The sequence below is a fragment of the Bradyrhizobium sp. Ses1 genome (assembly GCF_059512365.1).
Genome location: NZ_JCAMOQ010000007.1, coordinates 92,240 through 111,652 on the forward strand (window position 1 = coordinate 92,240; position 19,413 = coordinate 111,652).

16 protein-coding genes are annotated in these 19,413 nt (G+C 58.6%); 10 read left to right on the plus strand and 6 right to left on the minus strand.

What is annotated here, in order from left to right; genetic code table 11:
- The first annotated feature begins 308 nt into the window (after window positions 1–308).
- From AC5ZG5_RS11395 to tnpB, 3 genes are all read left to right on the plus strand, one after another.
- On the plus strand, window positions 309–1,784 hold the full coding sequence (locus AC5ZG5_RS11395; RefSeq protein WP_456641904.1) for a glycosyltransferase: 1,476 nt from the start codon (window positions 309–311) through the stop codon (window positions 1,782–1,784).
- Window positions 1,781–2,800 carry a glycosyltransferase family 2 protein gene (locus AC5ZG5_RS11400; protein ID WP_456641905.1) on the plus strand — a complete coding sequence of 340 codons (1,020 nt, stop codon included), beginning with the start codon at window positions 1,781–1,783 and terminating at the stop codon, window positions 2,798–2,800. The genes AC5ZG5_RS11395 and AC5ZG5_RS11400 overlap by 4 nt, the downstream gene beginning before the upstream one ends.
- 248 nt (window positions 2,801–3,048) lie before the next feature.
- Window positions 3,049–3,477, plus strand: a complete 429-nt coding sequence (tnpB, locus tag AC5ZG5_RS11405; RefSeq protein WP_456641906.1) for an IS66 family insertion sequence element accessory protein TnpB — start codon at window positions 3,049–3,051, stop codon at window positions 3,475–3,477.
- Window positions 3,478–3,526: 49 nt separating this feature from the next.
- On the opposite strand, the gene AC5ZG5_RS11410 is transcribed toward tnpB, so the two are convergent.
- On the minus strand, window positions 3,527–3,823 hold the full coding sequence (locus tag AC5ZG5_RS11410) for a transposase (protein ID WP_456641907.1): 297 nt from the start codon (window positions 3,821–3,823) through the stop codon (window positions 3,527–3,529).
- 709 nt (window positions 3,824–4,532) lie between these two features.
- On the opposite strand from AC5ZG5_RS11410, the gene AC5ZG5_RS11415 reads away from it, so the two are divergent.
- The 3 genes from AC5ZG5_RS11415 (at window position 4,533) to AC5ZG5_RS11425 (ending at window position 10,986) form a co-directional block, all read left to right on the plus strand.
- Complete coding sequence (locus AC5ZG5_RS11415) at window positions 4,533–7,658, plus strand: Ig-like domain-containing protein (protein ID WP_456641908.1); 3,126 nt, start codon at window positions 4,533–4,535, stop codon at window positions 7,656–7,658.
- Window positions 7,659–7,915: 257 nt separating this feature from the next.
- On the plus strand, window positions 7,916–9,685 hold the full coding sequence (locus AC5ZG5_RS11420) for a type I secretion system permease/ATPase (protein WP_456642020.1): 1,770 nt from the start codon (window positions 7,916–7,918) through the stop codon (window positions 9,683–9,685).
- Window positions 9,670–10,986, plus strand: a complete 1,317-nt coding sequence (locus tag AC5ZG5_RS11425; RefSeq protein WP_028166712.1) for an HlyD family type I secretion periplasmic adaptor subunit — start codon at window positions 9,670–9,672, stop codon at window positions 10,984–10,986. Before AC5ZG5_RS11420 ends, AC5ZG5_RS11425 begins: the two co-directional genes overlap by 16 nt.
- Before the next feature lie 288 nt (window positions 10,987–11,274).
- On the opposite strand, the gene AC5ZG5_RS11430 is transcribed toward AC5ZG5_RS11425, so the two are convergent.
- Together AC5ZG5_RS11430 and AC5ZG5_RS11435 are read right to left on the minus strand one after the other, a co-directional pair.
- The gene (locus AC5ZG5_RS11430; protein ID WP_456641909.1) at window positions 11,275–11,748 is read right to left on the minus strand and encodes a hypothetical protein; all 474 of its coding nucleotides are present in this window, start codon (window positions 11,746–11,748) and stop codon (window positions 11,275–11,277) included.
- Window positions 11,726–12,586, minus strand: a complete 861-nt coding sequence (locus tag AC5ZG5_RS11435; protein WP_456641910.1) for a hypothetical protein — start codon at window positions 12,584–12,586, stop codon at window positions 11,726–11,728. Before AC5ZG5_RS11435 ends, AC5ZG5_RS11430 begins: the two co-directional genes overlap by 23 nt.
- Before the next feature lie 489 nt (window positions 12,587–13,075).
- On the opposite strand from AC5ZG5_RS11435, the gene AC5ZG5_RS11440 reads away from it, so the two are divergent.
- Complete coding sequence (locus tag AC5ZG5_RS11440) at window positions 13,076–13,678, plus strand: acyltransferase (protein ID WP_496165443.1); 603 nt, start codon at window positions 13,076–13,078, stop codon at window positions 13,676–13,678.
- Here the strand turns inward: AC5ZG5_RS11440 and AC5ZG5_RS11445 are convergent.
- Window positions 13,675–14,031: a hypothetical protein gene (locus tag AC5ZG5_RS11445; RefSeq protein WP_456641912.1), complete on the minus strand. Its 357-nt coding sequence runs from the start codon at window positions 14,029–14,031 to the stop codon at window positions 13,675–13,677. The genes AC5ZG5_RS11440 and AC5ZG5_RS11445 overlap by 4 nt on opposite strands.
- Window positions 14,032–14,379: 348 nt before the next feature.
- A complete protein-coding gene (locus AC5ZG5_RS11450; protein WP_456641913.1) occupies window positions 14,380–14,592 on the minus strand; it encodes a hypothetical protein in 213 nt (70 codons plus the stop codon).
- Window positions 14,593–15,860: 1,268 nt separating this feature from the next.
- On the opposite strand from AC5ZG5_RS11450, the gene AC5ZG5_RS11455 reads away from it, so the two are divergent.
- Window positions 15,861–16,220, plus strand: a complete 360-nt coding sequence (locus tag AC5ZG5_RS11455; RefSeq protein WP_208820560.1) for a helix-turn-helix domain-containing protein — start codon at window positions 15,861–15,863, stop codon at window positions 16,218–16,220.
- Between the two features lie 268 nt (window positions 16,221–16,488).
- Here AC5ZG5_RS11455 and AC5ZG5_RS11460 read toward each other — a convergent pair whose 3' ends face one another.
- Window positions 16,489–17,130, minus strand: coding sequence for a nucleotide-binding protein (locus tag AC5ZG5_RS11460; RefSeq protein WP_456642021.1), 642 nt, complete (start codon window positions 17,128–17,130; stop codon window positions 16,489–16,491).
- A gap of 515 nt (window positions 17,131–17,645) precedes the next feature.
- On the opposite strand from AC5ZG5_RS11460, the gene AC5ZG5_RS11465 reads away from it, so the two are divergent.
- Complete coding sequence (locus AC5ZG5_RS11465) at window positions 17,646–18,605, plus strand: calcium-binding protein (RefSeq protein ID WP_456641914.1); 960 nt, start codon at window positions 17,646–17,648, stop codon at window positions 18,603–18,605.
- Window positions 18,606–18,798: 193 nt separating this feature from the next.
- The gene (locus tag AC5ZG5_RS11470) at window positions 18,799–19,413 is read left to right on the plus strand and encodes a class I SAM-dependent methyltransferase (protein ID WP_456642022.1); all 615 of its coding nucleotides are present in this window, start codon (window positions 18,799–18,801) and stop codon (window positions 19,411–19,413) included.

Sequence of the window (19,413 nt, forward strand, 5' to 3'; positions counted from 1 at the left end):
CGGATGGATGCGTTGCGAAAAACGTGGTGCGCGAAGAGTCCTTGCTCCGACCGCTTAAGTACATTTAATATGGTCAAGTATAAGATTCTATTGTTTGGAACTACTGTTTGATTGGCTGGCCGGGGGAAGCTTGACGCTTGGTGGAGTGGGGCGAACCAAATCAAGGGATGGGAAGCTGGTTGGCCCGAGCAAGTGGAATTGTTGAAATCAGGTTTATTCCTGCGGAGTGTGCAACGATGCTCTTGCGACAAAGAGAAAAACAACCGTCGTTAGTTTGAGCATCCATATTTAATGCAGAGGACCGGGCTTTGCTTACTTCGCAAAACATGCTGAGTCATGCTGACGAGTTGCCCAAATTAGCGCCTGCCCTTAGCGTCATCATTCCCGCACATAACGAGGAGAAGGTGCTGGCCCGGTGCCTCGACACGTTGCTGGCGGACTCCAAGCCTGGCGAACTGGAGATCCTCGTCGCTGCCAACGGCTGCACTGATCGCACAGTCGAAATTGCGCGAAGCTACGGCGATCGGGTCGGGGTCGTTCAAATTGCCGAGGCCTCCAAGCACGCTGCCCTCAATGCAGGCGATGAAGCGGCGACGGTGTTTCCGCGCGCATACTTGGATGCCGATATATCAATTGGCGCAGCGGCCATCCGATCCGTGGCGGAAGAAATGGATCGCACAGGTGCTTTGGTTGGAGCACCGCGAGCAATGATCGACTTCGAAGGATGCCCGGCCATCGTTCGATCCTTCTATCGCGTATGGGTTCAAACGCCTTGGTTCACGGACAACCTCGTTGGTTCCGGTATATACGTGCTTTCTGACGCCGGGCACGCGCGTCTTGGTAAGTTTCCAGCGATAACGAATGACGATCAGTACGTGCACGACCTATTCGAAACTGACGAACGTGTCATAGCAAGCTCGCACCAGTTCCTCGTACGACCTCCGCGCACAGTCGAAGGACTTATCAGACGGCGTATCCGCACCATAGTTGGCCAGCGCGAGCTCGATAAGTTATTCGGCCAGCTACCCGGCCGAGCGCGCCGCGTTTCGCTTTTGGAGATGTTGCGTCGACGGCGCACAAACGTTTGGGATTTGGCGGTGTATATCATGATAACGAAGTTGGCCTCATTTGCTGCGACCCGGAAAGAGCAGCGCGGAGATCATGGTTGGGAGCGCGATGAGACCAGCCGTATTGCTCTTCCGCTCACGCCACCGACGGGAGGGCGGAAGCCAATGCCCAGTATGCTCGGCAAAATTGCCAACGGCATCAGGTCCCTGGTCGACCCCATGATATGGCTACATTCCTTACGCATCCTCCACTTCTACGGTTATAAGCACGTCCGGGAGAAGCGTAAGATCACCATGGGTAGCGATCAAGTGTTCGCGCCGAATGTGTCGATAGCGAACGGGGAGAGGATCACGCTAGGAAACCGCTGCCATGTCGGTGAGCGCGTTTGTCTTTGGGCCGGCAACGAGATTGGTCGGATAACACTCGGCGACGATGTCATGATCGGCCCTGGAGCAGTTGTCACAGCGTCTGATTATGGTTTGGTAGAAGGTACGCCCCCGGCTTTTCAGCCAAAGAACGAGCGCGATATTGTCATTCGCGCCGGGGCCTGGATTGGAGCCAACGCGGTTGTTACCGCGGGGGTTACGATAGGTGAGGGCTGTATCGTTGGCGCTGGATCGGTAGTTACGCGCGACCTGCCAGCAAACATGATCTGCGGTGGTGTACCCGCCCGACCGATAAGACCTCGTCCGAAGCGCGCTGGATCTCCCACTTGATTACGCCGCCCGCCGATGTTGCCGTTCTCATCGTTTCGTACAATACGGAGCATTTGCTCGACGAATGCCTGCGCTCTTTGTATGAACAGCGCGGCAGCCTCAGGCAGCAGGTGATCGTGGTCGACAATGGCTCAGTTGACCGTTCAGTCGATATGATCCGGTCCCGCTTCCCCGAAGTCGAACTGATCGAGGCGAAGCAAAATCTCGGTTTCGCACGAGGCGTGAACCTGGCCGCGACACGGGCGAATGCGGAATTCCTACTCCTCTTAAATCCCGATACGGTCGTGCTTGATCACGCAATCCAGCGCCTGGTACAATTTGCGCGCCTACGGCCGGGCCACGGGCTCTACGGTGGACGGGCGGTCCAGCGCGATGGCACACTTGAGCTGTCATCTTGCTGGGCGCTGCCTACCGTTTGGAGTATGACCTGCTTTGCTTTCGGTCTGAGCACGATATTTCGTCACTCGTCATGGTTCGACCCTGAGTCTATGGGTGATTGGCGTCGCGATACGGTACGGGAAGTTGGCATTGTTACCGGCTGCCTTCTCTTGGTTCCGCGCGATGACTGGCTGAAGCTCGGCGGGTTCGACGAACGTTACTTTATGTACGGCGAAGACGCCGACCTCGCCTTCCGCGCTCGGCAAGCGGGATTTCGTCCGATCATCTGCCCAGAGGCCTGTATCGTCCACGACGTTGGCAAGGCTTCTGCGACCCGGGCCGACAAGCTGCTTTTGCTTTTCAGGGGCAAGGCAACGCTCATCCGCGACCATTTCCATGGATGGCGCAAGCAACTCGTTCTTCTGGAGCTTGTTGCAGGCGTAGGCTTGCGTGCAGTGCTCGGCCGACTCACATCAAATCGATCATTGGGAGCTGGAGGTTGGGGCAAAGTTTGGTCCGAGCGCAAGGACTGGATCAGGGGCTATCCAGATAAGCCACCCGGTCACGAGAAAGCCGCGACCGGCCTGTCCGGCGAGCGCGAGCATAGGCCGGGTAGTCGACACGTTCTCGGCGAATAAGGTCGAACAGGTCGCTGTCGCCCGCTACAGTGTCGTCTTGATATCGAATCAGCTCGCGAGAGCAGGACCTGTTGAAGCGGGAAGGCCATATCCCATTTCAGGTCGCAAGTAAGCGTCGTTTTCAGGCCACGGCTTTGAGGGCTTGAGCGCGGTAGCCCAGGGCAGTAGCTGGTCGATGTCGCGGTTTGGGGTATCCGTCCGGTGAAGGCCGCCTTGCCGAGTGAGGCGTGTTGTTGAGAACTGTCCTTATGGACAGTGATAGGCGCAGTGCCCAAGTCGAGCGGCTCGAAGTAGTGGACACAGGCCGACGGCGGCGCTGGTCCGAGGATGAGAAGCTCAAGATCGTCCCGGAGAGCTTGCAGGCGCCGTGCCAGGTCGCGGCGACGGCGCGGCGATATGGCGTTTCGCGCTCATTGCTGCTCCGGTGGCGACGGTCGTTTCGTCCCGAGCCGAAGGATGCCGCCCAGCAAACAAAGAGCGGCAAGCTGACCAAGATCCTTTGGCATGATGGGCTCGGCATGTCGCTCTACGCCAAGCGGCTGGAGCGCGGCCGCTTCCTCTGGCCGTCGTCGGCCGATGGCATTGTGACCATCACCCCAGCCCAACTCGGCTACCTGCTCGAGGGCATCGACTGGCGGATGCCGCAACACACCTGGCGGCCGCAGGCGGCGGGTTGATCGCTGGGATTTGAATCGACCACACGTCGGCAGTTCAGACACAGACAGCTTATTGTGATTCTCTGATCGGGATGGGCGCCGATGATTCTCTCCCCGACGATGTGACCACGCTGAAGGCGATGCTGCGTGCCGAGCGGGTAGCGCGCTTGCAGGCGCGCCAAGTGAACACTTGTTGTGGGGTCAGCCCGTGTCGCCGGGCAATCTTGGAAACGACCGCGCCTGGTACCAGCGTCTCCCCGACAATCCGGGCGTTGTCGTCCTTGGAGAACCAACGACGGCGTCCCGTCTCCGTGATCACCTCCAGCCGGCGCGCCGTCACGTCCGACTTAAGCGTATGGTCAAGCATAGACACAAGCCGATCCCTTCAAAGAGATCGTGAAACTCGCCTATCCCAGGTGCTGCGAGATGGTGGGAGCGGAACGACGCTTACGATCGCAATGCCGGCCGAGCAATTGGCCGGCCCGGCGTTGCTGTTCATTTTGGCAGAGGAAATAATCGTCCGATTATATAGTATAAATTATATATTTGACTGCCGATTATTTAATAAGTTCTTCGGCAAAATGACGTTGAGACGACCTTTGACGAGCGGTTCAACTTGTGACGGGGCGGGGCTGATCCAGATGGGCGAACGGCGAACGTTTGATATTTCTTGCCGAGTATATCGATTTGTTCCTAGTGTGGCTCTTCGAGCGCATTGAACGAATCTTCGAGCGAATGAAAGGGCTTGCCGCGGCATTGAAATTAGCGCGGTGAGACTTTGACTGAGGCTAGCTAAGAAATTCCTCGGGTGGGCCGTCATGTCGTCCTAAAAAAGCCTCTGCCAATCGACCATGACGAACTCCTCGGCGCTGCATCGGCAGAGGTCGCACTTGGGGTAACGTTGATCGGAAGTTTACGGAGCGGTCCTATTCTTTCCACGTTCAGGAACCGCTTCTTGAAACCTTTCCTCTACTCTGCAGGTGGCGATCGGGAGAAAAATGTCGCGTTTCAGTTTCGCCCGCGAAATTGGACACGTGCCAGGGACAAACTGAACTAAGCTACCAGGAGAATACTAGATGGCAACTATCCCTCTGAGCTGGAATGACCCGTTGTTTAGTGGCCTTACGAATTCGAGCGCGACTGTCGTTCAAAATGGAGGGACGCTCTCGGGTTTCAGTACTACAGATTCCGGGTCCATAGCATCGGTACTGCTCACCGGCTCGGCGAACGTCGACAACATCCGTGTTAATTCAAGGGAAGGGGTGCGCATCGGGGGAAGCGGAGATGTAACTATCAATGATTCGTACCTTCAAAGCGCGGGAGTAGGGTCCGATCATGCCGATACTATTCAGACCTATGTCGGTGGCGGCGGCAAAGGCAATGTGACCATCACAAACTCGACGGTCGTGGCCAGCCTCAGTAGCCAGAACTCTGGGATGTTCGTTGCAGACGGCTACTATGGGACGTTCACATTCAACAATGTGGTGTTCGAAGGTGGTCCGGTTGGCTTGAAAATCTACGCGGATGCAGGCGCTGGTCACGATGACTACGTAGCCCTCAGCAACGTGTATTTTGTAGGACCGTTTCAGTATGACCCGTTCCTCTTCAAGGAGGTCAGTGCGAAGATACACATCACGCAGTGGGACAACGTACGCTACGCATCGATCGTGAATGGTCAACTCGTTCCGGGCGATCTGATCCCGCCGCCTTTCCCGGTGGAGGGCGGCGGAGCTCCGAGCACGCCTCCCAGCTCGCCACTCGACGCGCCGGTGATCGCTTCGTACTCGAACGACACCGGAAAAGTCGGCGACGGTATTACCAGTGACAACACGCTTCAGTTGAAGGGGACTGCTGCGGCAAACAGCACGATCAAGATCTACGACGGCACGAATCAGATCGGTACGGCCACCGCGAATGCGAGCGGCAGCTGGGAGTATATTACGTCGGTGCTGACCAACGCCCAGCATGTGCTGAAGGCAACTGCCACCAATGCGGCCGGTCAGACCAGCGCAGCTTCTGCCGCGCTGACGGTGACGGTCGACAATATTGCTCCGACTGCGCCGGTGGTGAAGAGCGATTCGGTCGTTGAAACGAACAAGGTTCTGTTGTCCGGCACCGCCGAGGCGGGCAGCACGATCAAGGTCTATGAAGGGACGAACCTGGTTGGCTCCGGTACGACGGCCGCGAATGGTACCTGGAGCATCACCACTAACGCCATGTCGGCCGGGTCTCATACGCTGACGACCACGGCGACTGACGCTGCTGGCAATGTCAGTGCTGCCTCGCAGGTGCTCGATCCGGTGATCGGTGGCCCGACGACGACGCCGCCGACGCAGCCTTCCGCGACGCCAAAGATCGTTTCCTTCTCAAACGATAGTGGGACGGCCGGCGACAACATCACCAACGACAACACTCTGACGCTCAAAGGCACTGCCCTGGCCAACGCCTCGGTCAAGGTGTTCGACGGCAACACGCAGGTCGGGACGGTCAAGGCCGACGCCAGTGGCAACTGGAGCCTGACGACCGCGGCGCTGAAGGACGGTGCTCATAGCTTCACGGCTACGACCAGCAGCACCGATCCGGCGGCAAAAGCCGGCAGCGTGACATCGGCAGCGCTTGCTGTCACCATCGACACCACGGCGCCGACCGCGCCGGCGTTGAAGGCGAACTCTGTTGTCGATACCAACCACGTGCAGTTGTCTGGAACGGCCGAGGCTGGCAGCACTGTCAAGATCTATGACGGGTCGAATGTCGTTGGTACCGCCACAGCGGCGACGAACGGGAGCTGGAGCGTCACCACCAGCGCTCTGTCGGACGGCACTCACGACCTCATCGCGAAGGCAACGGACGTCGCGGGCAATGTCAGCGCCGCGTCGCAGCCCTTCCATTCGGTGATCGCTGGTGGATCGACCACACCGTCTGGATTGACTGGCGTTGTCCAGGTCGGCAACAATTACTTCCTCGGCAGCAACGGTCCGGAGCTGAAACATGGCGGCGCCGCGGTGACAACCGGCCAGTTCCAGGACTGGATTCCAATCAGCTCAGTCCAGGTAGATGGCGGCGGCTACGATGTTGCGTGGAAAAACTCAAGCGGACAGTTCACCTTCTGGGCTACGGATAGTCAGGGCAACTTCATGTCCTACCCGACCCACGGCGTGGCTCTTGCTGCCAACAGCACAACGGTCCAATCGTATGAGACTATTTTCCATCAGGATCTCAACGGCGATCACACCATCGGTGTTCCGGGCGGAACGTCACCGTCGACACCGTCTGGCTCGACTGGCGTTGTCCAGGTCGGCAACAATTACTTCCTCGGTAGCAACGGTCCCGAGCTGAAACATGGCGGCGCCGCCGTGACAACCGGTCAGTTCCAGGACTGGATTCCAATCAGCTCAGTCCAGGTAGATGGCGGCGGCTACGATGTTGCGTGGAAAAACTCAAGCGGACAGTTCACCTTCTGGGCTACGGATAGTCAGGGCAACTTCACGTCGTACCCGACCGGCGGCGTTGCTCTTGCTGCCAACAGCACAACGGTCCAATCGTATGAGACTATTTTCCATCAGGATCTCAACGGCGATCACACCATCGGTGTTCCGGGCACGACCCCGATAACGCCAACGACCCCGACGACCCCAACCACTCCAGCTTCAGCGGTGAATTTCAGTTCGCTCACCACGGACTCGAGCAATGTGGTTACGATGAAAGGGACCGCTGATGCATACAGCCAAGTCAAGATGTACGACGGCAAGGCGTATATCGGGACGACGACTGCCGGTGCCGACGGTAACTGGAGCTTCACTAGCACGTCTGCCGTATCCAACACCGTGCACTCGTTCAAAGCGGTAGGGGTCGACAGTGCCGGTCACACAACGGCCAGTTCGGGTAGCGCGATCCTTGGCTCGACAGGCAGCAATACGCTGACGAGCACATCGGGCAACGACTTGTTCGTCGGCAAGGGTCATCCAGACACGTTCGTGTTCGCTGCGAATTTCGGTAAGGATGTCATCAAGGACTTCGCTGCTTCCGGGCCTTCGCACGATACGATCCAGTTCAGCAAGAGTGCGTTCAGCGACTTTGCCAGCGTTCTCAACCACGCTTCGCAGGTCGGGCAGGACGTGGTCATCGCGAACGGAGCTGACTCGCTCACGCTGAAGAACACCAAGCTTGGTGCACTGCAGAGCAACGACTTCCATTTCGCGTAAGCGAAGGGACGAAATAAGTCGTAGAACATTGGGCGCCGTGGAGATTTAATCTCCACGGCGCATGTTAGGGGACACGTGCCATGACTAATTTGGGACGGCGGGGAGATGCTTCTCCGTCGGTGAACATTGAGGAGATGGAAGTATCGAGATGGGCGATATTTATCGCCGCCTTAGGACTTCTGGCAGAGCGGGCGCGATCATCGTCGCGAGAGCTCACGAGGTTAGGGGAGCGTTCTGTCGAGGTCGTGCGAGCGCGGCTGTTTGCCCGCCCGCCTCGTCCTGCCGACTTCTACGATGAGCCTCAATCCGAGATATCGGCATTCCTGAGTTCGTGCCGCCGGATATTCTGGAGCCTCGCCGCCTTCAGCGGCCTGAGCAATCTGCTGATGCTCACCGGCTCGTTCTTCATGCTTCAGGTTTATGACCGGGTGCTGCCCGGTCGCAGCATCCCGACGCTGGTTGCGTTGTTGGTGCTGGCGATGGTGCTTTACCTGTTCCAGAGCGGTCTCGACCTGGTCAGAAGCCGGATCAGTGTCCGGATCGGGCGTTACTTTGATGAGAGGCTTGGGCTTCGCGTGTTCGATGCTGTCGTGCGCCTGCCGCTCAAGACGCGCGGCGATGGTGACGGCATGCAGCCATTGCGCGATCTCGATCAGGTCCGCAGCTTCTTGTCCGGGGGCGGCCCGACCGCGCTCTTTGATTTGCCCTGGATGCCGATCTATCTCGGCATCTGCTTCCTGTTCCATTTCTGGATCGGCGTGACCGCTCTAATCGGCGCGCTGGTGCTGATCGGAATCACAGTGCTGACGGAGACGCGAACGCGCGGTCCGGCAAGGGCGTACTCGCGCCTCGGTGTCGCGCGCAACGCACTTGCTGCCGAGGGGCGGCGAAATGCTGAGGTCCTGCAGGCGATGGGGATGAGACGGCAGGCGGCCCTCCGCTGGCAGGATGTCAACAGCAAGTATCTCTCGGCGCATGAGCAGGCGAGCGACGTTGCAAGCGGGCTCGGCGGGCTCTCGAAGTTCTTTCGCTCGTTTCTGCAGTCGCTTGTTCTTGCGGTCGGTGCAGTTCTCGTCATCAACCAGGAATCGACAGCCGGCATCATCATCGCCGGCTCGATCCTGACGGCGAGGGCGCTTGCGCCCGTGGAGGTGGCGATCGCGAACTGGAAGGGATTCGTTGGCGCCCGACAGTCGGCGCATCGGCTGGATCGCTTGCTGAAGCTCCTCCCCGACGAGGTTACGCCGCTTGACCTGCCTGCGCCCAAAGAGGCACTCGTCGTGGAGCAGCTCTATGTCGCGCCGCCGGATTCAGAGAAGCTGATCCTCTCCGATGTCTCGTTTCAGTTGAAAGGAGGCCAGGGCGTGGGAATTATCGGCCCCAGTGGGTCCGGTAAGTCGACGCTGGTTCGGGCCCTGGTCGGCGTCTGGCCGCGGCTGCGCGGCAAGATCAAGCTCGACAACGCGGCGCTGGAGCAATGGTCGCCCGACGCGCTCGGCAAGCACATCGGCTATCTGCCGCAAGACGTCGAGCTGTTTGAGGGCAGCATTGCCGTCAACATCGCGCGGTTCGACCTTCAGGCCACATCCCAGGGGGTGCTGGATGCCGCACAGGCAGCCGGCGCGCATGATCTCATCCTCTCGCTGCCGGATGGCTATGCCACCAAGGTCGGCGAGGGCGGAATGGCCCTATCTGCCGGTCAGCGGCAACGCATCGGGCTCGCCCGGGCACTCTACGGCAATCCCTTCCTGGTGGTGCTTGATGAGCCGACATCGAACGTCGATTCCGAAGGCGAAGAGGCGCTCACGGAAGCGATCCTGAACGTTCGCCGCCGCGGTGGCATTGTGGCGGTGGTTGCGCACCGGCCGAAGGCGCTCGAAGCGGTCGACCATGTCCTGGTGATCGGCGAAGGAAGGCTTCAGTCGTTTGGGCCGAAAGAGGAGGTGCTCAACAAGGTGCTGCGACCAGCAGCACCGCTCCGGGTGGTGGCAGACGGGCAGGGAGGCGGACGATGGATCGCCAAGTAGTAACGCCGGCGCTGCACTCCATCCAGCGCTACATCATCGTCGGCATGTTCATGGTCGGCTTCGTCACCTTCGGCATCGGCGGCTGGGCTGCGACGTCGCAATTGTCGGGCGCCGTGATCGGCCAGGGCGTCGTCGTGGTGGATTCAAGCGTCAAGAAGGTCCAGCACGCGACCGGCGGCATTGTCGGCGAACTGCGCGTTCGCGACGGTGACCGCGTGAAAGCCGGGGATATTCTGATCCGCCTCGACGAGACGCAGACGCTTGCGAATGCAACGATCGTCACCAAGAGTTTCGACGAATTGCTCGCTCGCCAAGCGCGCCTCGAGGCCGAGCGCGACGGTGCCGATCAGATCGAATTTCCGCCGACGCTGCTTGAGCGGGCTAGAGACAGCAAGCTGGAGGCGGGGCGCGCGATCTCGGCGGAGCGCTCCTTGTTCGATTTGCGCCGACAGTCTCGGAGCGGCCAAAAGGCGCAGCTCAAGGAGCGCAAGGCCCAGCTTCAGGACGAGATCAAAGGTTATGCCGGTCAGGCCGAGGCCAAGCAGAAGGAGGTGGACTATATCCGCCAGGAACTCGAAGGCGTCAGGACGCTCTTCCAGAAGAACCTGGTGCCGATCACACGCCTGACTGCGCTCGAGCGCGACAGCGCGCGGCTGGAAGGTGAGCGTAGCCAGTTGAGCGGCATGATGGCGCAGGCAAAGGGGAAGATCGCCGAAATCGAGCTTCAGATTATCCAGATCGATCAGGACCTGCGAACCGAGGTTGGCAAGGATCTCATCGAAACGCGCTCCAAACTTTCTGAGCTCACCGAGCGGAAGACCGCGGCCGTGGATCAGCTCAATCGCATCGATATTCGCGCGCCGCAGTCCGGCCGCGTTCACCAGCTTTCGGTTCACACCGTAGGAGGTGTGATCGCGCCCGGTGAGCAGATCATGCTCATCGTGCCCGATGCGGACGCCCTCGCGGTCGAAGTCAAGCTCGCACCGCGCGACATCGATCAGGTGTATGCCGGCCAGACTGCGACCATGCAATTTGCGGCGTTCAATCAGAAGACGACGCCGGAAGTCGACGGTGAGGTCAGTATGGTGTCGGCGGATCTGACGCAGGACCAGCGGACCGGCGCGAGCTATTACACGGCGCGCGTCCTGCTCAAGGCGGATGAGCTTGCAAGGCTCGGGTCGGCCAAGGTGGTGCCGGGCATGCCGGTCGATGTCTTCATCAAGACGCCGGCGCGAACCGCGCTGTCGTATCTGGTCAAGCCATTGCGGGATCAGGCCGGGCGCGCATTCAAGGAACGCTGAGATCGCGAACTGGGGCGTGGTGGTTCATCGACGATAACGCCGGTGATCCACCCGCTCGCTAAGGCTTGGCTATCGATATCGATGCTTTTTGTCCGGCCGAACCGCGGTGGTCCGGCCCGCCGATGATGTGGCCAGAGATCCGGCTCATTGCGTGTCGCTCGGAACTGGCCGATCCACGGCATTCCGCAGCTCAGGTCGATGGCGATGCCGATCGATCTGGGGGATCGGCCAAAGAGCAGTCACGAATCGCGTTTCGACGGATTTGAGACTCCTGAAGAGTCTCACGGCCTAATTTATAGTGGGACGTTGAAGCTCACCCCACGGAAGTCGTTCGGCGTTGCAAAATGTGTTCTCCGTCACGCTAATGACAGGCGAAACGGTTCTGGTCAGGCGAAGTTCGCGAAGAGATCTGGACCAAATATAATCCAACACGGTCCAGAATACCGGTTGCTGCGTATACATCTCGCCGCGAAAGACGACGAACGAGCGTTGCGCTCCTGCGGTAAGATGCCGAATGAGATTCGCGTTCGATCCATCGGGGGTTAGCTTGGCAACGTGCATTTCGCATGATGCTGCAGTAGCTCGGATGATCAGCGTTCCGGTCTCGGAGGTCGCGGCCACATTGAAGTGCTCGCGTTCAAGAAATTCAATGAGGTCTTCCTTTAGATGGCCTTGATAGTCAGGCGGGAGCACGATCTTCCATCCGATGGCCAGCGCGAGCGCGGCGCCAAGCGTCCCCTTAAATACGTTGGAAAAATTCACGCCTCACCCCTAGCAGACAGCAACCGACAATCAAGCCCAGGATGACTGTATTAGTAACAGCAGCTCCCAATTCGCTATGGAATGTTTCGTAGTGCCATTGGCTTAAGCCCATGACGCTCATGCGCGTAACGTTCACCGCGATCACCGATACGCAGGCCAATAAGCACCAGAACAGATCGTAGGCCGATCTCTTATGGTCGACCCATCGGCTCATGGTAACCCAGCAGAGAAATGCAAGCGACATGTTGGCGAGCGAAGAACAGCCCGGCAGGATGACCAGAACTCCCGAACCATCGGCGAATCCAACGACGTCCCCGGTCCGGGGAGTGTGCAACAACCAACCGACAAGCGCGGCATCAATCCGCAATATCAGATCGGCAAAGAACTGGAATAGCAGTCGGCTCCAGAGCACGGGTACGGTGGTCGCCACCAAGATGAAAGCGCCGCGGCGAGATGATGGGTCGTCGGTGAAGATGATGACGTAGAAGCCGAGCGCCGTTACAGCGAGCCAGCTCAACGCGCCGATTGGCAGAATGACCAGAAGGGCAAATACAGCGCCTATGGCGAGCTCCAAACGACGAATCCCAACCGTTCGATCTTGAAGAACGAGGTATACCCCCGCGGCGCACGATACCCAAACGAGTATGCTCACCTCGAAGGTCTCAAAGAAGGCCTCCGCCCACCCAAGCTTGTTTACCGATTGAAGGACGCGTGCTGCGAGGCCGCTTATGCAGCCAAGGGCAAAGAGTCCCGCGAAGAACTCACCGCGCGACTGTTCGCTCGCCAGTTGCGAAAGGCTTCGGCTCGAGAGTGATTCATTTAAAATCGCCATCGCCAATTTAATAGCTTAACCGAACTATTTTAACTACCGTAAATCGGTTCGATGGCAGAGGTTTTTAATGGCCATTTGGATAGGCCGATACCGTTCGTTCACGGATCGTGCTGTGCAGGCTTGAAGGAGGAGCGCGGGAGGATATCGAAATAACCGCATGCCTGCGGGCCGTTGATCAAGCGCCGGCGCGCGCCGTTGTCGTAGCCGGCCAAGCCGTTATGGAACCATGCCGGGCGCGTTCTCGAATGGTTAATCGGAATTATAATTAAATATTTAAAACGATTGATTAAATCTCGCTGGCGTCGTAGGGGTATTGGGACCGTTCACCTGCGGCCTCCGGCGACTGCGGGTAACGGAGAACGCGAGCTAAGCAGCAGGCCTCGCGCGGCGGTTCCCGTTGCGTCCTCGTTCGACGCGTGATGGTGATACAATGAAGTCCGCCCAGGATTCGGCTGAACTAGGGGGCTTTGGATGTCGCCAGACTTCAATTCCGGAATGTCCGAACAGCGAGTCGACGAATGGCTCGGGCTCATCCGCCATTTTCTGCAGATTCTCGCAGCGCGCAAGAAACGTCAGTTCTCCCGAAGGGTGTCGATCGGCGATCTCCTCACAGAGCGAGGGGATAACGCGGCCGCATACGGCTTCGGCGAGGGCACCACGATGTACGACAATGTGCTCGTGCTCGGAGACGTCCGGGTCGGCCGGCATACATGGATCGGACCCGGCTGCATTCTGGACGGTTCGGGCGGAGGCTTGCAGATCGGCGATTGGTGCTCGATATCGGCCGGCGTTCAAATCTATACACATCATACCGTCAATCGCTCTATCTCGCTCGGCGAGCAGCCGGTCGACTACGCTCCGACTAAGATCGGAAACGGTGTCTATATCGGTCCGAATTCCATCGTTCAGATGGGCGTGACCCTTGGCGACAAAGCCATCATCGGTGCGAATTCGTTCGTCAATCGGGATGTGCCGGCGGGCGCGAAAGTATTCGGGTGCCCGGCGCGCATGCGAGAGGCCGCGGAATCACCGGCTGGGAGCGCTGGCTGCGATCACGGCGCCAGCCCTTCTCGTGCTTCCGCCGGCTCTGCCGATTAGATCTCCCGACGGCGTAGCGCTTGCTCGAAATAGAGCGCCGCGCGGCCCAAGAACATGCCCACGCTGCTGCCCACCATCTTTTCAAAGGCGTCCACCAGTCGCGCATGGCGGTCTATGGTCACGAGCTGCATGAGTTCAAAGAGTGCGGCGCTGCCAATGACGACGAGCCACACAAACATGACGTGGCGCGGATAGGCCAAGTGGAAGAGGAAGCCTACGGTCGCAAATGCGGCAATATGCTCCAGGCTGGTTGAGGCCGGGAGTGTTGGCCTCGCGCCGATTGGCGACACTGAGGCATAGGCAAGAAAGCACAGGAGTGCCCAGGCGACGACCGCGACGAGTTTCTGAGGCATGGGGGCGCTGGTTCTTAGAGGAAATCCCGGAGGCGAGCGATTTCGATGATCTGTTCGACGGGCAATACGGCCGTCACGAGTTGCGTTTGCGGTTCAGTACGTATCTCGTAGAGATGGCGTTGGTGTGCAGGCTTCGCCAGGAATGCCCGGATGCATGCGTCCAAAGAACCCTCAAGCAAAAGGTAAGGTTCGGGCCAGAGGGTTCTCTTTGCGCGCTCATTCCCAATTGAAGGCCATTTCCTCAGTGTCGCGGTTGCGCTGAAATCGACGGGCGCGCGCGGTAAGGATCCAATATATGCATCCGACTCGCGCGTCCGTTGAAGCGACGGTGCGGTTGTTTGCGCCGCACTAATCATGCGGGCAGTCGAAGCGGGACGGGCCGAAATCCATGCCCGAAGAGACGTGGAACGTCTTGGTCTCTCTTTCGCCGGCGATTTCGGTCGTCGAACCATCGCGCAGGGGCTTCGAAGGTTCGATCGAACTTGGCGGCATCATCTCTTTCCAGGCCGAAACCCTGGTCGTAACGTCATTGGGCAGATTGCGGATGCCACGCTGGGACACTGTCCTCTCCTGCGATACTTTAGCTGCGCTGCACTATCTTCCAGGTCGGAACCCACTCAAATGTCATAGCCGCGCTTGCCCGGAGACGTGGTCGCCGGCCCCAAGCAAATTAAATATATTTAAATCGGCGTGATTTAAAAGAAAATAATTGGGTATGTGGCAGGCCGCCGGTGCAGGCCTGCAATCCGAAGGTGTGCCGTAGGCAAGCGGTCGGCATGTGACGATGCTTACCGCATGATGACGGTTGAGCGCGTCAATGTTTGACATACCGTACCGCTCGACATGCTGCAGGCTGCGGGCAGTCTCGTACGGCGCGGCGATCGTGTTTCCGTTCTCGTAGTGGTGAATGCGAGGGCGCAACCGGACGGTTTGAGCGCCGCCTGGCTCCGCCTGTGCACCGGCAGTCGATCATAAGATCGAAGGAGATGGCCGCCTCAAGCGTTCGTGAGCGTCGGCGGGCTAGCGTCTCGCTCGGGTAGAGAGATCAAAGAAGGCTGTGGAGCTTTGTTAACAGGGCCATCACATAGCAGTGTTCAGAGCGATGATTACGGGATTGCTAGAGGAAAAATGAAGGCGATGCTCGCAGTAGTCTTTATTTTGAGGTGGGAATCCATTGGTGGTTGACCCGCGGTTCCGCCCTGACTAGGGTATCATATAGTTAAAACAGCTCATACTTCTCGAATTAAGTGAGCCGAAAATTCCATGCAGGGGTCATGGGCCGAGATAGTTCTGGGCCTGGTGCAGCGGTATCCTGATCTTCGAGACCCTTCGGAGGAAACCATTTGTTTGGTGCCTTCGGAAGAAATCGCTTGAATGTGCGCTTCGCTCAATTGACCTCGCAGTGCAATCGGATATGAGCGGTTCGACTGTTAAGTGGCGATGCGATCGAAACAACGTTGTTGCGGCGCTCTGCCGTGGAGCGCCGATGATGTCCAATAGCGATCAAGGAAGCGGGCTCGGATCGTGATGATCCTGGTAGCGGAAGGTTGGTTTCACGCGACACGACCGGCGAACGAGGTCAAATTGATACGCGGTTACCGCTATGAAAATCAGGTTGCACCGCATCTAACACGAACGGCTAGCTTGCGCGGATAATGACTAACATTCTACCTGGAGCAAGGGCGTTAGCGATGCCCTCGGTGTTTCATCTCTCGTTTCTGACTGTGGGTATTTATGATAATTGTGATGCCGCTCGGGCCGAGTCTTCGGCTATGTCGGGTGGCGGATCCGGCCGCTAGCTGCCGGCCCGAGCGCGTTTAGGCGGGAAGATGAAGAAGCACTCTCACGAGGAGATATTGTTGAAGCTCGTTCGAGCAGACGAGCTTGCGCGAGCGGGCAATTCCCAAGTGGAGATTTGCAAGGCGCTCGGGGTAAGCGTGATGACGCTTCATCGTTGGCGGAAACTGCCTCTGCGCAGGACTGATGCGGTCGTTCCGTCCGATCCTGCGGGTGAAGGGAAGGTGCCGGCCAACTCGCCAACGATTGATGAAATGCGCCGTGTGCTGGAGGAACTCACGCTCGAGAACCAGCGGCTGCGGAAGATCGTCACGGATCTCCTGCTGGAGAAGATGCGGCTCGAAGAAGCTTCGGCCGAGGCCTTTCCCGTAAGCCAGGCGCGCAAGGCCTGATCAATCCTTGTTGAGCCCTCGTGACCGCAGCTAGCTGATCTTCCACTGGGGCGACAATCGCAAACACCATGGCGGGGCTTCCGGCACCCAAAGAGCTTGCCGGCACGGCTGAGCGTTGTTGCGGGGACGGGCGTTGGATGTTGCGACGATCCGAACGCTTGATTGACCGTGTACAAACTCGCTCCGAGCGGCCGGCATATATGTCGCGGACGCTTTTCGTAGACATCGCGCGCGATCGTCGGCTTCGGCGGGAGTGGTGGAAATCGCGCTAGTCCTCTCCAACCGCCCATTCTACTGCGTCTGCGAGCAGTTGGATCTCCTGATCCGCCGCGTCTCCGGGCATGAAGCTCGCGACCGATTGACCGCTTGTAAAGGAGCGGACGAATGCTGAGCGACTGGCGATGGGAGGCGCGACGATCTCACCGAACTCGTTCAACTCCTCGACCAGTTGTCGGCCCTCGAGGGTGCGGCGATCGAGACGGTTAGGAACCAGAATGACCTTAATCGCATCGCGCCGGCGCTCGCGTGCGGCATCGATGATGGCAAGCGTCTGTGCGGTCGCGTCGAGATCAAGTCCGGAGGGGGTGCAGGGGACCAGGATCAGGTTTGCCAGGGCGATCGACGCACCCATTTCGCGCGCGTTCGGAGCGGTGTCGATCACCACGAGACCGGCCTGGATATTTCGCACCTCCTGGGCCCAGGCGGATACGGTGGTGCCTTCCAGAGCCATTTCGTAAACGGGGAATTCCAGATTGCCCGGCTCGGCCCACTGCGAGGCGGAGCGCTGCGGATCGCTGTCGACCAGCGCGACGTCATGACCGCGGCGCGCCAGCTCGGCCGCGATACAGACCGCAATCGTGGTCTTGCCAACCCCGCCTTTTCGCTGGGTAACAGTAATGGTCCTCCGCATTGGTATGGGAGAGGTCATGCGGCGCCACACTAACGAATCTTCACATTTAAAAGCAAAATCAGCTGGTTACACTATCACTACCTAACGTACATCGACAATTGGCTTCTTCATCGCATCTCTCGGGATGCTCGATTCATGGCCTGCCTGATCCTCACGCATATCTCATCCGCAGATTCCGTATGGCTGTAGCTGCGGATTGTGCCGAAATTACCCGAAAAGGCGCCCCTTAGGGCCGGACTCGGATCGCCGGCCCGGCAATTAACAACAGCGTGACATTGAGCTCAAATCTGAGTTAATCGCGCGTGAATTTAATCCTTGACTTCGATTGTGCAGCGCGACTAACAATGGCTTAACAATCGGCGCGATGCACCTTAACATTGAACAGGGTTGTGTCGGGTCGGACTAGGCCTCTTCACTCTCGTTGTAGTTGTAGCACCTTCAACTTGCAGCACATTGGCGCTGACCGGCGTGTCAGCTGATCGGTGAAAAATCTTGGAATCTTGCCAGAGGGTACCATGGCCGTTACCTACTTGACGAAGACTGAGCTGGGTCAATTTCTCCACCACAGCGGCAACAACATCGAATCGAGTGTCAGATCGGCATTAATCGACTCGCTAGAGCAGAGCGGTGTGTTCAACGATGGCGGAGAGGATGGCACTAGGGGATGGTTTCAATCCGGACCATTTGCCGGTGGGCCGGTCGCTCCCACCATTCAGGTGCTGGACGTTAAAACCTCCACGACAGTCGACACGACCCCCAATCTGAAGGCGATCATCCTCGATGACGCCGGCGGCAAAACGCTCAACGTGACCGGTGCCGACAACGACGTATTCGTTGCAATGGGCAAGGGCTCCGACACAGTGCACCTGCACGATAGTGGCGATGATACGGTCTATGGCGGTGGCGGTAACGACCTGATCACCGGCGGACACGGCAACAGCTCACTGTTTGGCGGTGCCGGCAACGACAGCATCTATGGCGGCACCGGCAACGACACGCTGGATGGCGGTAGCGGCAACGACTACCTGCTGGCCGGGACCGGTGCTCAGTCGCTGGTCGGCGGCGATGGCAACGATCTGATCAGGGATCTCACGTCCGGGCACAGCACGCTTTCGGGCGGCAGCGGCAATGACACCTTGGTCGGCGTGCAGGGCGATGTTTTCGAGGGTGGCAGCGGCAACGATCAGATCTGGCTCCATGGTGGCGCCGCGGGTGCGAACTCGACGCTGCAGGGCGGAAACGGCAACGATACCTTCCACATCCAGTCGCACTCCGGGAACGATACGATCATTGGCGGCAACGGCAACGATACCGTCGACTTTGCGGATCGTTCCTTCTTTGATGTCACCAAGATTGACGTTGATGCGAGCACGTCAACTTATACGCTCCACTTCAGTGACAATCAGTCGGTTGCGGTCAGCGGAGTTGAAGATCTTCACTTCAGCGACCAGGTCGTCACTCTGCCGAAACTCTAACTCGGCTGCTGAAGGTTACATTGGTGAAGGCCCCGCTTCCGCGGGGCCTTTGCTTTTGTGACCGGAAGATGGGCTCAGGCGCGATTTACGCCTTTGTCAGGCCACATCGATCAGGTGATGGTAGTCGAGACTTGGAATTCGTATTGTTCTCACCCACGCCCGATTGCATCAGGAACCAATCTTGTCCGCCAGTATGAAGCGCTTGCTCAATGCGGGCTCCGGCCCCGGTTCTGCCCGCCGAATTGCTCGAATGGTTGGCGAGCAGGGCTGGGAGGAAGTGCGTTTCGACATCGATCCGGAGGTCAAGCCCGATGTTCTCGGCTCGATCCTTGATCTCGGCGGTGCCTTCGAACCGCAGTCATTCGATGCTGTCTGGTCGTCACATGTCCTCGAGCACCTCTATGCGCACGAGGTCTTTCCGACGCTGCGTCAGTTCCATCGTGTCTTGAAACCCGATGGGTTCGCCTTGATCACAAGCCCGGATATCGAATCGGTCGCTCAATTCATCGTCGAGCACGGGATTGCCGCCGTCGCCTACAATTCGCCGGCCGGTCCGATCAGGCCGCTCGACATGCTCTACGGCCATTCGCGCGCCATCGAGGAGGGGCACGTCTATATGGCCCATCGCACTGGATTTACGGCCGAGCGCCTTGGCAACCTGCTGTTGATGGCGGGTTTTCCGACCGTGTCGGTAACAACAGAGAACTTCGAGGTTTGCGCGCTCGCGCTGATGCCCGAGGCCGACAGCGAAGGCATCCAACGAACTTTGTTGGAAACAGGCTTTAATTTTCAGGAAGCGTCGGCCTAG

What these genes read in the sequence shown, in the direction of transcription:
- AC5ZG5_RS11470 (WP_456642022.1), top strand. Translation starts at nt 18,799, where the DNA reads ATGAAGCGCTTGCTCAATGCGGGCTCCGGCCCCGGTTCTGCCCGCCGA.
- AC5ZG5_RS11455 (WP_208820560.1), top strand. Translation starts at nt 15,861, where the DNA reads ATGAAGAAGCACTCTCACGAGGAGATATTGTTGAAGCTCGTTCGAGCA.
- AC5ZG5_RS11440 (WP_496165443.1), top strand. Translation starts at nt 13,076, where the DNA reads ATGTCCGAACAGCGAGTCGACGAATGGCTCGGGCTCATCCGCCATTTT.
- AC5ZG5_RS11415 (WP_456641908.1), top strand. Translation starts at nt 4,533, where the DNA reads ATGGCAACTATCCCTCTGAGCTGGAATGACCCGTTGTTTAGTGGCCTT.
- AC5ZG5_RS11425 (WP_028166712.1), top strand. Translation starts at nt 9,670, where the DNA reads ATGGATCGCCAAGTAGTAACGCCGGCGCTGCACTCCATCCAGCGCTAC.
- tnpB (WP_456641906.1), top strand. Translation starts at nt 3,049, where the DNA reads ATGGACAGTGATAGGCGCAGTGCCCAAGTCGAGCGGCTCGAAGTAGTG.
- AC5ZG5_RS11460 (WP_456642021.1), bottom strand. Translation starts at nt 17,130, where the DNA reads ATGCGGAGGACCATTACTGTTACCCAGCGAAAAGGCGGGGTTGGCAAG.
- AC5ZG5_RS11445 (WP_456641912.1), bottom strand. Translation starts at nt 14,031, where the DNA reads ATGCCTCAGAAACTCGTCGCGGTCGTCGCCTGGGCACTCCTGTGCTTT.
- AC5ZG5_RS11465 (WP_456641914.1), top strand. Translation starts at nt 17,646, where the DNA reads ATGGCCGTTACCTACTTGACGAAGACTGAGCTGGGTCAATTTCTCCAC.
- AC5ZG5_RS11410 (WP_456641907.1), bottom strand. Translation starts at nt 3,823, where the DNA reads ATGCTTGACCATACGCTTAAGTCGGACGTGACGGCGCGCCGGCTGGAG.